This window comes from Rhizobium sp. No.120, assembly GCF_054558365.1.
Map to the genome: position 1 here is coordinate 596,739 of NZ_BAAJNQ010000003.1, position 13,092 is coordinate 609,830.

Genomic DNA, 13,092 nt, shown 5'->3' on the forward strand with positions numbered 1-13,092 from the left:
GGAGAGGTAGCCGACGGCAGCCGGCGCTGTATTGAACAAAAGTGATCTGACGCATTCCGGACGAAAACCGCTGCGCACTTTTCCTGGAATACGCTAGCCGACGCGGAACTGGCCCGGCGTGACGCCGGTGCGCGATTTGAAGTGGCGCGTGAAATGCGCCTGATCGGCGAAACCGCATTCCATGGCAACATCGGCGGGCATGCGGCCTTCCCTGAGCAATCGGCGGGCAACGATGATACGCCTGTCGGTCAGAAAGGCATGGGGCGTGATATGATACTCTCTGCGGAAAGCGCGGATCAGGTGCGCGCGGCTCAGCCCCGCGACCTTGGCCAACTCCTCCAATTCGATATCGCTGTCGAAATTCTCAGTGAGATAATCGCGGGCGCGCGCGACGGCGCTGCGCTCCTTGGTATCGACGGGAAGGACGATCGTGCTGCCGTAGCGCGCAAAGAGCGCCGCCAGCACCGAGAACATGCCTTCATCGGATTCCAGCGCGCCGGCGCCGCTTTCGAGTGTGCGGTGCGCCTTGTGGAAGGCGCTGGCGAGCTGCGGATCGCGCAACAATGAAGGGGAGAAAGATGGCGTCGTGTTGAAGGCTTTGCCCGTGACGTCTTCCAGAATGTCGACGAAGAGCTTCGTGTCCGGATAGATCATGCGGTAGCGATAGCCTTCGCCGCCCGGAACGCCGTCATGCACTACTCCAGGATTGATCATATAGAGATCGCCCGGTCCAGCTTCTTCCCGACTGCCGAGCAGCGTGGTGATCTGGCTGCCTCTTTCAATCGTTCCGATGCTGAAGGTGTCGTGCGCATGCGGCGCATATTCATGCGTCACGAAGCTTGCGCTCAGGCATTCCATGCCGCGAAAGCGACTGTCTCGCCAGAAGCGGGTCGACTCTACCTTGGCAAGCGGCATGGCGTCAGCCGCCTCTTTCTGCGAAACGTTCTGCATCCCCGAAGATTAGCGCGCCGGCTCCCGCGCGTCTTGAACAAAAGTGATCGCATACGGGAAGGCTAGGATCTGCCTGTCCGCGCTTTCTCACAACGCTCCCTTCTGAAAGGGTCTTTTCTTTCGGCACACTTGGCCACCGATCCCGCATGTCGCAAAGCGTCTTAGCGAACGCCAGCTGACGTACGCACGATGGGTCACATCTCAGCCGTCCAACCATGCTGCGAGGCCATCCAGCGTCTGGAGCCCGTATTCGACCGCGCCGAAGCCGATGACAATCCGGCGTCGCTCGGGGCTGGGGTGGAGCTGGCGCAGGGTAAGAACCGTCTTGCCGTCGGCTTGCTCATCGAAGGTTACCGTGACGCGGAAACGATCGGGGTCATTGGGATCGGGCGTGCCATGGTCCATCACAATCCGCTCGTTCGGGACGATCTCCAGAAAGCGCATGAGGTTCGCAAAGCGCTGCGCCCGGCCCTCGAACACACCCACCATGTCGAATCGCCAAATCCCGCCCTCGCGGATGTCAGCCTCGTGGTTTTCGATGCTGAATCCGGCCGGACCGTACCATTCGGCGAGTGCCTTCGGGTCCATCCAAGCTGCAAAGACCTTGTCGCGCGGATGATTCAGCAGTTTCACCAGCACGATCTCCCTATCGAGCGCCCAAGTGCCGAACGGGTTCGCCATGTTCTCAATCATCCTCTTCCCTCTTATCCAAGTAAACTTCCAGGCGATCCAATCGCTCGGTCCAGCGCCTGCGCTCCGCTTCCATCCAGTTCGCCGCTTCGTCGAAGCGCGCCTGCACCAATCGGCACCAGCGACTGCGCCCCCGCTTCTCACTGGTGATCAATCCGCAATCTTCCAGCACCTTGAGATGCTGGGCGAAGGAGGGCAGCGCCATGTCGAAAGGTTCGGCAAGGATGCTGACAGGCACCTCGCCCTCAGCCAGCCGCGATACCACCGCGCGCCGGGTCGGGTCGCTGAGCGCATGAAAAGCGAGATCGAGGGGAGTCGAATGGTAAGGCATGGAACTCACTAAAACGAGTTTGGGCTTCAGTCAACAACAATAAGGCACTTGCCTTAGTATTGGCATCCTATATAAAGGCATTTACCTTAGTATTGAGCTCCGGACTGCCGGAACAGCTATGGTGCAACCACTCGCAAGGAGAGCTCCAGTGGCAATACGTGTCGATCTCATGATCTCGCTCGATGGTTTCGCAACCACAACAGACCAGACACCCGAAATCCCGTTCGGCGAGGACTGGCCGCGTCTCGTCGGCGCATACACTGCAACACGAACGTTCCGTGAGCGCGTCCTCAAGGACACCAGCGGGGCTGGGGCCACCGGTGTCGATGATGATTACGCTCGAGAATACTTCGAGAATGTGGGTGCCGAGATCATGGGCGCAGGCATGTTCGGCCTCCACAACTTTCCCGACGATCCGAATTGGCGTGGCTGGTGGGGCGACGAGCCGCCGTTTCGGGTACCCGTCTTCGTTCTGACCCATATCCCTAGGCCTTCCCTGAAGATGGCTGGCGGCACCACCTTCCATTTCCTCAGCGCCGCTCCGGCTGATGTGCTCCAGCAGGCTGTCAGGACGGCGGGCGATAAAGATGTACGGATTGGCGGCGGCCCAACGGTCGTTCGCGAGTTTTTGAAGGCGGGTCTTGTCGACCGTCTTCATGTTGCGATCACACCGATTCTGCTCGGGCGCGGCATACGCCTGTGGGACGATCTGCGCGGCCTGGAAGCTGGCTATACAGTCAAATCGGAAACCGCCTCGAGCGGCACCATCCATCTCACCTTTCAACGCTAGCCGCCTATAATATGGGGCCTTCATGGGCCGCCCATCCAGGTGGGCCTCGAATTGCGGGGCCAGGTGCTGACAATCTGCTTTCGCGCAGATGCTGTCGAAAAAGTTTATGTCGCTGCAGGTGCGAAAACAGCCGCCGGAAATGTGGTGGCAGTTTTGCCAGTTCCCGCATACATGCCTCGCAGCACTTTTTCTTTTCATCGACGACCGGTATCCTGGCTCAAGCCAAATCACCTCCGGCCACTTCCTTATTCAGGGCGCCCCATGACAGATAATTTCAATGACGATGATGCTTTCGCTTCCGCCGGACTGCGACTGACGGTGGATCTAGGCGCCCTCGTCGAAAACTGGCGCGACCTCGCGCGCCGCTCGGGGAAGGCCCGCACGTCAGCCGTTGTCAAAGCCGATGCCTACGGGCTGGGGATCGAGGATGTCGGTGAAACGCTTTACGCTGCCGGAGCCCGCGATTTCTTCGTCGCCACTGCGGATGAAGGCGCGACCTTGCGGCTCTATGCGCCTGAGGCCCGCATCTTCGTGCTCAGCGGCATCTGGCCGGGTATGGAGCGCCGGTTCTTCGAAAACGATCTCGTGCCGGTCATCGCGTCGGAGGAGCAGCTGACCTTCTGGATGTCCGTTCTGTCGGACTACGGTGATTATCCCTGCGCGCTGCAGGTCGACACCGGCTTCAACCGGCTCGGCCTGCCGATGGACGATGCGATCGCGCTCGCCGATGACGTCTCTCGTCCGGCAAGCTTTGCGCCGGTTCTCGTGATGAGCCATCTCGCCTGCGCCGACGATCCATCCAATGCGATGAACAAGCAGCAGCTTGAGGCCTTTCGCAAGGTCAGTGCTGCCTTCGAAGGCATCGAGGCGAGCCTTGCCAATTCGGCCGGTATCTTTCTCGGGCCGGACTACCATTTCGATCTCACCCGCCCCGGCATCGCCACCTATGGCGGCGAGGCGGTTCCCGGCATGGTCAATCCGATGCGCTCGGTGGCAACGGCTGAAGCACGGATCATCCAGACCCGCGCGGTCAAGGCAGGCGAGACGGTGGGGTATGGCCGCGCGCTTCAATTGACCCGCGACAGCCGGTTGGCGATTGTCTCCGCCGGCTATGCCGACGGCTATATGCGCAGCCAGTCGAGCGCCGGCGTGCCATTGCGCCAGACTGGCATTGCCGGCGGTCATGGCTTCATTGCCGGCCATAAGGTGCCCGTCGCCGGCCGCATCACCATGGATCTGACCATCTTCGATGTCACCGACCTGCCGGACAACCTGGCGCGCGCCGGCGACTATATCGAACTCTTCGGCAGCAACATCTCGGTCGATGACGCCGCAAGGGCGGCGGGCACCATCGGCTACGAGATGCTGACCAGCTTGGGACTGCGGCACGAACGCCGGTATATCTCGGAAGAGACTGAGGAATAGCCCGGTTATTCCTCAGAGTATTTAGCGGGCACTGATCGCCAGCCGGACGCCAAGGGCGACGAACAGCGTGCCGAGACCGCGATCGAGCCATAGGCCGAGGCTGCGATTGCGCCTCAAGGCTTCGCTCAGGCGGCCACCGAGCATGATGAGCGGCGGCTCGATGAAGGCGGCGACGACGATAATCAAGCTTCCGTGCAGCAAGAGCTGCGCCCAAACCGGGCCGGCACCCTCGACGACGAATTGCGGCAGAAAGGCCAAGAAGAAGATGGCGACCTTCGGATTGAGCAGCGAAACCATAATGCCCTGTCGATAGATGCGGCCCCAGGAGAGCATCTTGCCTGCCTCCTTGATCCATGCCCCCTCGCCTTTCGAGCGCAGCGCCTGAATGCCGAGCCAAATCAGATAGGCCGCGCCGATCCATTTGACCGTCGAGAAGGCCAATGCCGAAGCGGCCAGAATCGCCGAAAGGCCGGCGGCCGCCATCAGCACATGCAGGCACGCGCCGCTCCAGATGCCGAACAGCGCTGCAAAGCCGGAGCGCATGCCGCTTCTGATCGTGTGACCGAGAATGAAGGCGATATCCGGCCCCGGCGACAGATTAAGGAGAATCGCAGCGGTCAGAAAGCCCATCCAGTGCGCAAGCGAATAGTCAAACATCGGTCATCACCCATAAAATCCGGCATAAAGGCTGACACGATCGCCATTGATACGGAAATCATTAGTTTTGATAGGCCGGGAAAGCCATTATCTGACAGCTCAAGCGATTCGTCGCGAAAAGCGAAGCATTTGAACTTGAGAACAGCATCCGATGGCTAAGGCCCGTACACAATTCATCTGCCAGAACTGCGGCACGGTCCACAATCGCTGGGCCGGCAAATGCGACAGTTGCGGCGCATGGAACACCATCGTCGAAGAAGATCCGATGGGCGGGATCGGCGGCGGCCCCGCCAAGACTCCGCGCAAGGGCAAGCCCGTCACTCTGACGACGCTTTCGGGTGAAATCGAGGAAGCGCCGCGCATCCATACCGGCATATCCGAGCTCGATCGCGCCACCGGCGGCGGCTTCGTGCGGGGATCGGCCGTTCTCGTCGGCGGCGATCCGGGCATCGGCAAGTCGACGCTGCTGATGCAGGCGGCAGCAGCCCTCGCCCGGCAAGGACACAAGATCGTCTATGTCTCCGGCGAAGAGGCCGTGGCGCAGGTGCGCCTGCGAGCCCAACGGCTGAAGGCGGCCGACACGGAAGTGTTGCTCGCCGCCGAGACCAATGTCGAGGACATTCTCGCGACACTCGCGGAAGGCAAGCGGCCGGATCTCGTCATCATCGACTCCATCCAGACGCTGTGGAGCGAGCTTGCCGAATCCGCGCCGGGCACGGTTACGCAGGTGCGTACCGGTGTGCAGGCGATGATCCGTTTCGCCAAGCAGACCGGCACGGCGATGGTGCTGGTCGGCCATGTCACCAAGGACGGCCAGATCGCAGGGCCGCGCGTCGTCGAGCATATGGTCGATGCCGTTCTCTACTTCGAGGGTGACCGCGGCCATCATTACCGCATCCTGCGCACCGTGAAGAACCGCTTCGGTCCTACCGATGAAATCGGCGTCTTCGAAATGTCCGACGCCGGGCTTCGCGATGTGCCCAATCCATCCGAGCTCTTCCTCGGCGAGCGCAACGAAAAGTCGCCCGGAGCGGCCGTCTTTGCCGGAATCGAGGGCACGCGCCCGGTGCTGGTCGAGGTGCAGGCCCTTGTCGCGCCGACATCGCTCGGCACGCCGCGCCGCGCCATCGTCGGCTGGGATTCGGCGCGGCTATCGATGATTCTCGCCGTCCTGGAAGCGCATTGCGGCGTACGGCTCGGTCAGCACGATGTTTACCTCAATATCGCCGGCGGCTATCGCATTTCCGAACCGGCTGCGGACCTTGCAGTCGCTTCTGCACTGGTTTCCTCTTTGGCCGGTCTTGCCCTGCCCGCCGATTGCGTCTATTTCGGCGAAGTCAGCCTGTCGGGCGCCGTTCGGCCGGTTGCGCACACCGCCCAGCGCCTCAAGGAAGCCGAGAAGCTGGGATTTTCAGGGGCTGTGTTGCCTGCCGCTTCCGCCGATCTGCCGAAGGTCAACGGCGGACGCTGGAGCGAGATCGACAGCCTGCCGGATCTGGTGGCGCGCATTGCCGGATCGAAGGGCGCGCTGAAGCGCGTGGAAGATGAAGATTGAGCCTTACTTCAGCCGCTCTTGGCGAAGAAGAGGCTCCTGATTGAGGCCGATGCCGACCAAAAGGTCTGCAAGTCTTGAAGTGGATTATAAATGCCCATTACGATTTTCGACGGTATTGTTATCGGCGTTATTCTCTTCTCCGCCGTGCTGGCCATGGTTCGCGGCTTCTCGCGCGAAATTCTTTCGATCGTCAGCTGGGGCGGCTCGGCAGTCGCCGCTTATTATCTCTATCCGCTGCTCGTTCCTTATGCCCTGCAATACAAGGCCGACACCAAGATCGCGACGATCGCGTCCGCCGCCGTCATCTTCCTGCTGGCGCTGATCATCATTTCCTTCATCACCATCCGGATTGCCGATTTCATCATCGACAGCCGCATCGGCGCGCTCGACCGCACGCTTGGCTTCCTCTTCGGTGCGGCCCGCGGCCTGCTACTGATGGTCGTCGTCGTGGCCTTCTGGAACTGGCTGGTGGCACCGGCCGCCCGTCCGAACTGGGTCAACAACGCCAAATCGAAGCCATTCCTCGATTCGATGGTCGAGAAGCTGACGGCTGCACTGCCACAGGATATACAGGCAAGGCTGCCGGCTGAGATCCTCAACAAGATCGCGCCGAAGCAGCAAGGAAGCGGCGAGAACGCCACGCCGAACGATACCGCACCGTCGGATGATGCACCGGCGCCGCAGACAAACAATTGACGGTGCGTTTACAGGCTTGACCTGCCGCCCGAGAATCGCCATTTGAGCGGCGTGACAATAGAAGATCCGGCCCGATATTTTTTCCGGCCGGATTTTAGGCTATTTTAATGGTTACTCGTGACGCCGCCCCGATCCGCCCACGTTGAGAGCAAAGGCCTGCAGCCATGAATCATTCCCTTTCCCTCGAGGACGATATCGACGGCGACACGCTGCATGAAGAATGCGGCGTTTTCGGCATTCTGGGACACCCGGACGCCGCGGCGCTGACGGCGCTCGGCCTGCACGCCCTGCAGCATCGCGGCCAGGAGGCGGCCGGCATCGTTTCATTCGACGGTCAGCGCTTCCATTCCGAGCGACGGATGGGTCTCGTCGGCGATCACTACACCGATCCCGCGACGCTTGCCCGCCTGCCCGGCGACCGCTCCATGGGCCATGTGCGTTATTCGACGACGGGCGACGCCGTGCTTCGCAACGTGCAGCCACTCTTCGCCGAACTGGAAGTCGGCGGCATCGCCATCGCTCACAACGGCAATTTCACCAACGGCCTGACCATGCGGCGGCAGCTGATCGCCGATGGCGCCATCTGTCAGTCGAATTCTGATACCGAAGTCGTTCTTCACCTCATTGCCCGTTCCAAGCAGGCTTCCTCTTCCGACCGGTTCATCGATGCCATCAGGCAGATGGAAGGAGGCTATTCGATGCTCGCCATGACGCGCACGAAGCTGATCGCGGCGCGTGACCCGATCGGCATCCGGCCGCTGGTTATGGGCGAACTCGACGGCAAGCCGATCTTCTGCTCGGAAACCTGCGCGCTCGACATCATCGGCGCAAAATACGTCCGGGACGTTGAAAACGGCGAAGTCATCATCTGCGAGATCCAGCCCGATGGCTCGATCACCATCGATGCCCGCAAGCCCGACGCTCCGAAGCCAGAGCGGCTCTGCCTGTTCGAATACGTCTATTTCGCCCGCCCCGATTCCATCGTCGGCGGCCGCAACGTCTATGTCGCCCGCAAGAACATGGGCATCAACCTCGCCAAGGAAGCGCCTGTTGCGGCCGATGTTGTCGTTCCGGTGCCGGACGGCGGCACGCCTGCTGCCATCGGCTATGCCCAGGCGAGCGGCATTCCCTTCGAACTCGGCATCATCCGCAACCATTATGTCGGCCGTACGTTCATCGAGCCGACGCAGCAGATTCGCGCCTTCGGCGTAAAGCTCAAGCATTCCGCCAACCGCGCCATCATCGAGGGCAAGCGCGTCGTGCTGGTCGACGATTCCATCGTGCGCGGTACGACGTCCGTGAAGATCGTGCAGATGATCCGCGATGCCGGCGCCAGCGAAGTGCATATCCGCGTCGCCAGCCCGATGATCTTCCATCCCGATTTCTACGGCATCGACACGCCGGACGCCGACAAGCTGCTCGCCAACCAGTACAGCAGCCTGAAGGCCATGTGCGATTTCATCGGCGCGGATTCGCTGGAATTCCTGTCGATCGACGGTCTTTATCGTGCCGTCGGCGGTGAGCCCCGCAACAATGCGCAGCCGCAGTTCACCGACCATTATTTCACCGGGGATTACCCGACCCGCCTGCTCGACAAGGAAAGCACCAGCAACGTGCGCAAGCTTTCCGTTCTCGCCAGCAATGGTTGATCTTACAAGCGGTTGACTCCAGAAGGGACGGGGCGCCCTGCCCCTATTCCTTCGCAACATATCCGGATCAAGGCAGCATGAGCGTCAATCTCAAGGACAAGATCGCCCTCGTCACCGGCGCATCGCGCGGTATCGGCTATTTCACGGCACTGGAACTGGCCAAGGCCGGCGCGCATGTCATCGCCTGCGCCCGCACGGTCGGGGGCCTTGAGGAGCTTGACGATGCCATCAAAGCCGCCGGCGGCTCGGCGACACTCGTTCCTTTCGACCTCGCCGACATGAATGCCATCGACGCGCTCGGCGCCTCCATCTTCGAACGCTGGGGCAAACTCGATATTCTCGTTGCCAATGCCGGTGTCCTCGGCGTGATCTCGCCGATCGGCCATGTCGAGGCCAAGGTCTTCGAAAAGGTGATGACGATCAATGTCACCGCCACCTGGCGGCTGATCCGCTCCGTCGAGCCCCTATTGACGCGCGCCGAGGCGGGCCGCGCCGTCATCCTCTCCTCGGCCGCCGCCCATCGCTGCCGGCCCTTCTGGGGTCCCTATTCCGCCTCCAAGGCAGCTGTCGAAGCTTTGGCCCGCACTTGGGCTGGGGAAACGCAGAGCACGCCGCTGCGCATCACCAGCGTCGATCCGGGCGCTACCCGCACCGCCATGCGCGCCCAGGCCATGCCCGGCGAAGATCCGGATACGCTCCCGCATCCGCGAGAGGTCGCCCAGGCGATCCTGCCTCTGGTCGGCTCCGACGTCACTGAAACCGGCAAGCTTTTCGTCGTACGCGAGAACAGGCTCGTCGACTATCGGATGCCGGAATAAAAACATCTCAGCCCTTACGCGAGACGCCTTATCCCTACTTGACCAAATTCATCCGGCGCGCGATAAAGCCGCCCATGAAAACGGTTATCTGCATTATCTGCCGGAAGATTATTCGCTAGCGTTTCGCTGGCCTGGCCGTTTTCGTCTCCCAAAATCCAAGATGACAAACGTCCGGCCTGCCGGTGACGGTATTTTTCGGATTTATGCCTTGGGAGAGTGACATGGGCGTTAAGCCGCAACTGAAGTTCTACAACACGTTGACGCGCGAAAAGGTCGATTTCGAGCCGATCGACCGCAACAATGTGCGCATGTATGTATGCGGCCCCACGGTCTATGATTTCGCCCATATCGGCAATGCCCGCCCGGCCATCGTCTTCGACGTGCTGTTCCGGCTGCTGCGGCACGTCTATGGCAAAAACCACGTTACCTATGTTCGCAACATCACCGATCTCGACGATAAGATCAACGCGCGCGCCTTACGCGACCATCCCGGCCTGCCGCTGAACGCGGCGATCCGGCTGGTAACGGAGAAGACCGAGCAGCAGTATCGCAAGGATACGACCGATCTCGGCTGCCTGGAGCCAACGGTACAGCCGCGCGCAACCGATAGCATCGAGCAGATGATCACAATCATCGAGACGCTGATTGCCAAGGGTCATGCCTACCGAGCGGCGGGCGAAGTGCTGTTCGACACCAAATCGATGGCCGATTACGGTCAGCTTTCGAAGCGCAATCTCGATGAGCAGCAGGCGGGCGCGCGCGTAGCGGTCGACGAGCACAAAAAGAGCCCAGGCGATTTCGTGTTGTGGAAGCTCTCCGACGAGAACGAGCCCGGTTGGGAAAGCCCTTGGGGTCGCGGTCGTCCGGGCTGGCATATCGAGTGCTCGGCCATGAGCGGGCGCTATCTCGGCGACGTCTTCGATATTCATGGCGGCGGTCTGGACCTGATCTTCCCGCATCATGAAAATGAACTTGCCCAGTCGCGTTGCGCCAATGGCACACATGCCATGGCAAACGTCTGGATGCATAACGGCTTCGTGCAGCTCGAAGGCCGCAAGATGTCGAAATCGGAAGGCAATTTCGTCACCATTTACGAGCTGCTGCAGACAGACAAGCTCGGTGGCCGGACATGGCCCGGCGAGGTCCTCAGGCTTGCCATGCTGATGACGCATTATCGCGAGCCGATCGACTTTTCCGTCAAGCGCCTTGAGGAAGCCGAACGGCTGATCGCCAAATGGCCGGCTGCTGACCTAAGTGGAGCGGCTCCGGATGAAACGGTGCTTGCCGCACTCGGCGACGATCTCAACACCGTCGCCGCCATCCAGGCGTTGCATGCCCTGGCACAGGCCGCCAATGCCGATGCCAGCCTCCTGCCCGTCTTCGCGGCCAGCGCCGATCTTCTCGGCCTGCTGCCTAAGAAGGCGGAGGTGGACGAAGCTGTAGTCGCAAAGATCGATGCCAAGGTGCGCCAGCGTCTCGAGCTGCTGAAGGCAAAGAACTTCGCCGAAGCCGATAAGCTTCGCGAGGAGCTGACGGCCATGGGTATCCAGCTCAAGGATGGGAAAGATGCGGTGACGGGTGAGCGGACCACGAGCTGGGAGATCAAGCGGTGAGCATGATCTACACCGGCGGCTGTCAGTGTGGCGCGGTTCGCTTCCGGGTGCGGGGTGAGCTGAAGGATGCTTCCATCTGTCACTGCCGCATGTGCCAGAAGGCTTTTGGCGCCTATTATGCGCCGCTGGTCTCGACGCGCGGCGCCGAGCTTATATGGACGCGCGGCGAGCGGAAGCTGTTTCAGTCGTCCAACTATGTGAAACGCGGCTTCTGCGGGGATTGCGGCACGCCGCTGACCTATGAGGCGCCCGATGGCATCGCGGTCGCGGCCGGCGCCTTCGACGACCCCTCAAGGCTGCTGCCTGTCGTGCAATATGGCACGGAAGCCAAGATCGGCTTCGTCGATCGGCTGCATCTGTTGCCCGGACACCGGACGGAAGAGGACGCCGAGCAGGCGCCTTTCGTGCTGGAGATCGTCTCGTACCAACATCCCGATCACGATACCTCAAGCTGGCCAGAGGAGAAGGACCATGACTGACGCTACCAGAAGCGGAGGATGCCAATGCGGTGCGGTGCGCTTTCGCATTCGCGGAGAGCTCGGTCGTCCGTCGATCTGCCATTGCCGCATGTGCCAGAAGCAATTCGGTAATTTCTTCTCCGCGCTCGTCACCGCCCCTGAAGACGGCCTGGAATGGACGCGCGGCGAGCCGAGCTACTTCCAGTCTTCCGTCAATATCGACCGCGGCTTCTGCAAGAACTGCGGCACGCCGCTAACCTACCGTCATCCCGGCGGCGTTGAAATCGCCATCGGCGCCTTCGACGAGCGCGACGATCTCGCCCCGCAGATCCAGGTCAACCACGCCTATCGCCTGCCTTGGGTAGAGACGATTTTTGAAAAGCCGATTCATCAGGATCCGGATTTCTATTCGCGGCAGGAGCAGATCATCTCCTTCCAGCATCCCGATCACGATACCGATGTCTGGCCGGCCGAAGGGTTGAAAATATGACCGAAGTCCTGCGCACATTCTATCCGGACATCGAACCCTATGCCTCCGGTCACCTCGACGTCGGCGACGGTCATGTGATCTACTGGGAACGGGTGGGGACGCCAGGCGCCAAGCCTGCCGTCTTCCTGCATGGTGGGCCGGGCGGCGGTATCTCGCCGAGCCACCGCCGCGTGCTCGATCCAGCCCTTTATGACGTAACCCTGTTCGACCAGCGGGGCTGCGGGCGCTCAACGCCGCATGCCGGTCTGGAAGCCAACACGACTTGGCATCTGGTCGACGATATCGAACGGCTGCGCAAAATGGCCGGTGTCGAAAAATGGCTTGTTTTCGGCGGCTCCTGGGGCTCGACGCTGGCGCTCGCCTACTCCGAAACGCATCCGGATCGCGTTTCGGAATTGGTCGTGCGCGGCATCTATACACTGACGAGAGCCGAGCTCGACTGGTATTATCAGTTCGGCGTCTCCGAAATGTTCCCCGACAAATGGGAGCGTTTCATCGCCCCTATCCCGCCGGAACAGCGCCATGAGATGATGGCCGCTTACCATCGGCTATTGACGCATCCCGACAAGGCTGCCCGATTGGAAGCCGCCAAGGCATGGTCGATCTGGGAAGGCGAGACGATTACGCTGCTGCCGGAACCTGCCGTCAGCGCCCAGTTCGAGGATGCGGAGTATGCGCACGCCTTCGCCCGTATTGAGAACCATTTCTTCGTAAATGCCGGCTGGCTTGAGGAAGGGCAGCTGCTGCGCGATGCCTACAAGCTGAAAGACATTCCCGGCGTCATCGTCCATGGCCGCTACGACATGCCCTGCCCGGCACGCTATGCCTGGGCGCTGCACAAGGCCTGGCCGAAAGCGGAATTTCACCTGATCGAGGGCGCCGGCCATGCTTCGTCCGAACCTGGCATTCTGGATCGGCTCATCCGCGCCACCGACAAGTTTGCAGGCAAAGCATAGGCCGGGCACCCAA

At 61.1% G+C, this 13,092-nt stretch carries 14 protein-coding genes; 10 read left to right on the forward strand and 4 right to left on the reverse strand.

Going from position 1 to position 13,092, the window contains the following annotated elements:
- Positions 1 to 93: 93 nt before the first annotated feature.
- The 3 genes from ACYJRZ_RS13620 to ACYJRZ_RS13630 all read right to left on the reverse strand — a co-directional run bounded on the left by ACYJRZ_RS13620 (position 94) and on the right by ACYJRZ_RS13630 (position 1,972).
- Entirely contained in the window at positions 94 to 915 is an 822-nt protein-coding gene (locus ACYJRZ_RS13620) for an AraC family transcriptional regulator (protein WP_459459619.1), read from the reverse strand.
- Positions 916 to 1,152: 237 nt separating this feature from the next.
- Positions 1,153 to 1,632: an SRPBCC family protein gene (locus ACYJRZ_RS13625; protein WP_459459621.1), complete on the reverse strand. Its 480-nt coding sequence runs from the start codon at positions 1,630 to 1,632 to the stop codon at positions 1,153 to 1,155.
- 4 nt (positions 1,633 to 1,636) lie between these two features.
- The gene (locus ACYJRZ_RS13630) at positions 1,637 to 1,972 is read right to left on the reverse strand and encodes an ArsR/SmtB family transcription factor (RefSeq protein WP_459459462.1); all 336 of its coding nucleotides are present in this window, start codon (positions 1,970 to 1,972) and stop codon (positions 1,637 to 1,639) included.
- Between the two features lie 148 nt (positions 1,973 to 2,120).
- Here ACYJRZ_RS13630 and ACYJRZ_RS13635 point away from each other — a divergent pair, with 148 nt between their 5' ends.
- On the forward strand, positions 2,121 to 2,762 hold the full coding sequence (locus tag ACYJRZ_RS13635; RefSeq protein WP_459459464.1) for a dihydrofolate reductase family protein: 642 nt from the start codon (positions 2,121 to 2,123) through the stop codon (positions 2,760 to 2,762).
- 261 nt (positions 2,763 to 3,023) lie between these two features.
- Positions 3,024 to 4,187, forward strand: coding sequence for an alanine racemase (gene alr, locus ACYJRZ_RS13640; protein WP_459459466.1), 1,164 nt, complete (start codon positions 3,024 to 3,026; stop codon positions 4,185 to 4,187).
- A gap of 21 nt (positions 4,188 to 4,208) precedes the next feature.
- Here the strand turns inward: alr and ACYJRZ_RS13645 are convergent, their stop codons facing one another.
- Complete coding sequence (locus ACYJRZ_RS13645) at positions 4,209 to 4,844, reverse strand: LysE family translocator (RefSeq protein WP_459459468.1); 636 nt, start codon at positions 4,842 to 4,844, stop codon at positions 4,209 to 4,211.
- Positions 4,845 to 4,995: 151 nt separating this feature from the next.
- Here ACYJRZ_RS13645 and radA point away from each other — a divergent pair, with 151 nt between their 5' ends.
- The 8 genes from radA to pip all read left to right on the forward strand — a co-directional run bounded on the left by radA (position 4,996) and on the right by pip (position 13,079).
- Entirely contained in the window at positions 4,996 to 6,399 is a 1,404-nt protein-coding gene (gene radA, locus ACYJRZ_RS13650; RefSeq protein ID WP_459459470.1) for a DNA repair protein RadA, read from the forward strand.
- Positions 6,400 to 6,489: 90 nt separating this feature from the next.
- Complete coding sequence (locus tag ACYJRZ_RS13655; RefSeq protein ID WP_459459472.1) at positions 6,490 to 7,095, forward strand: CvpA family protein; 606 nt, start codon at positions 6,490 to 6,492, stop codon at positions 7,093 to 7,095.
- 164 nt (positions 7,096 to 7,259) lie between these two features.
- A complete protein-coding gene (purF, locus tag ACYJRZ_RS13660; protein ID WP_459459474.1) occupies positions 7,260 to 8,744 on the forward strand; it encodes an amidophosphoribosyltransferase in 1,485 nt (494 codons plus the stop codon).
- A gap of 77 nt (positions 8,745 to 8,821) precedes the next feature.
- Positions 8,822 to 9,562 (forward strand): SDR family NAD(P)-dependent oxidoreductase, encoded by a 741-nt coding sequence (locus ACYJRZ_RS13665; protein ID WP_459459476.1) that lies wholly within the window; start codon positions 8,822 to 8,824, stop codon positions 9,560 to 9,562.
- A 221-nt stretch (positions 9,563 to 9,783) separates the two neighbouring features.
- Positions 9,784 to 11,175: a cysteine--tRNA ligase gene (cysS, locus tag ACYJRZ_RS13670; protein ID WP_459459478.1), complete on the forward strand. Its 1,392-nt coding sequence runs from the start codon at positions 9,784 to 9,786 to the stop codon at positions 11,173 to 11,175.
- Between the two features lie 2 nt (positions 11,176 to 11,177).
- Entirely contained in the window at positions 11,178 to 11,654 is a 477-nt protein-coding gene (locus tag ACYJRZ_RS13675) for a GFA family protein (RefSeq protein WP_459459623.1), read from the forward strand.
- Positions 11,647 to 12,123: a GFA family protein gene (locus ACYJRZ_RS13680; RefSeq protein ID WP_459459480.1), complete on the forward strand. Its 477-nt coding sequence runs from the start codon at positions 11,647 to 11,649 to the stop codon at positions 12,121 to 12,123. Before ACYJRZ_RS13675 ends, ACYJRZ_RS13680 begins: the two co-directional genes overlap by 8 nt.
- Positions 12,120 to 13,079, forward strand: coding sequence for a prolyl aminopeptidase (gene pip, locus ACYJRZ_RS13685; protein WP_459459482.1), 960 nt, complete (start codon positions 12,120 to 12,122; stop codon positions 13,077 to 13,079). Before ACYJRZ_RS13680 ends, pip begins: the two co-directional genes overlap by 4 nt.
- The last annotated feature ends 13 nt before the right edge of the window (positions 13,080 to 13,092 follow it).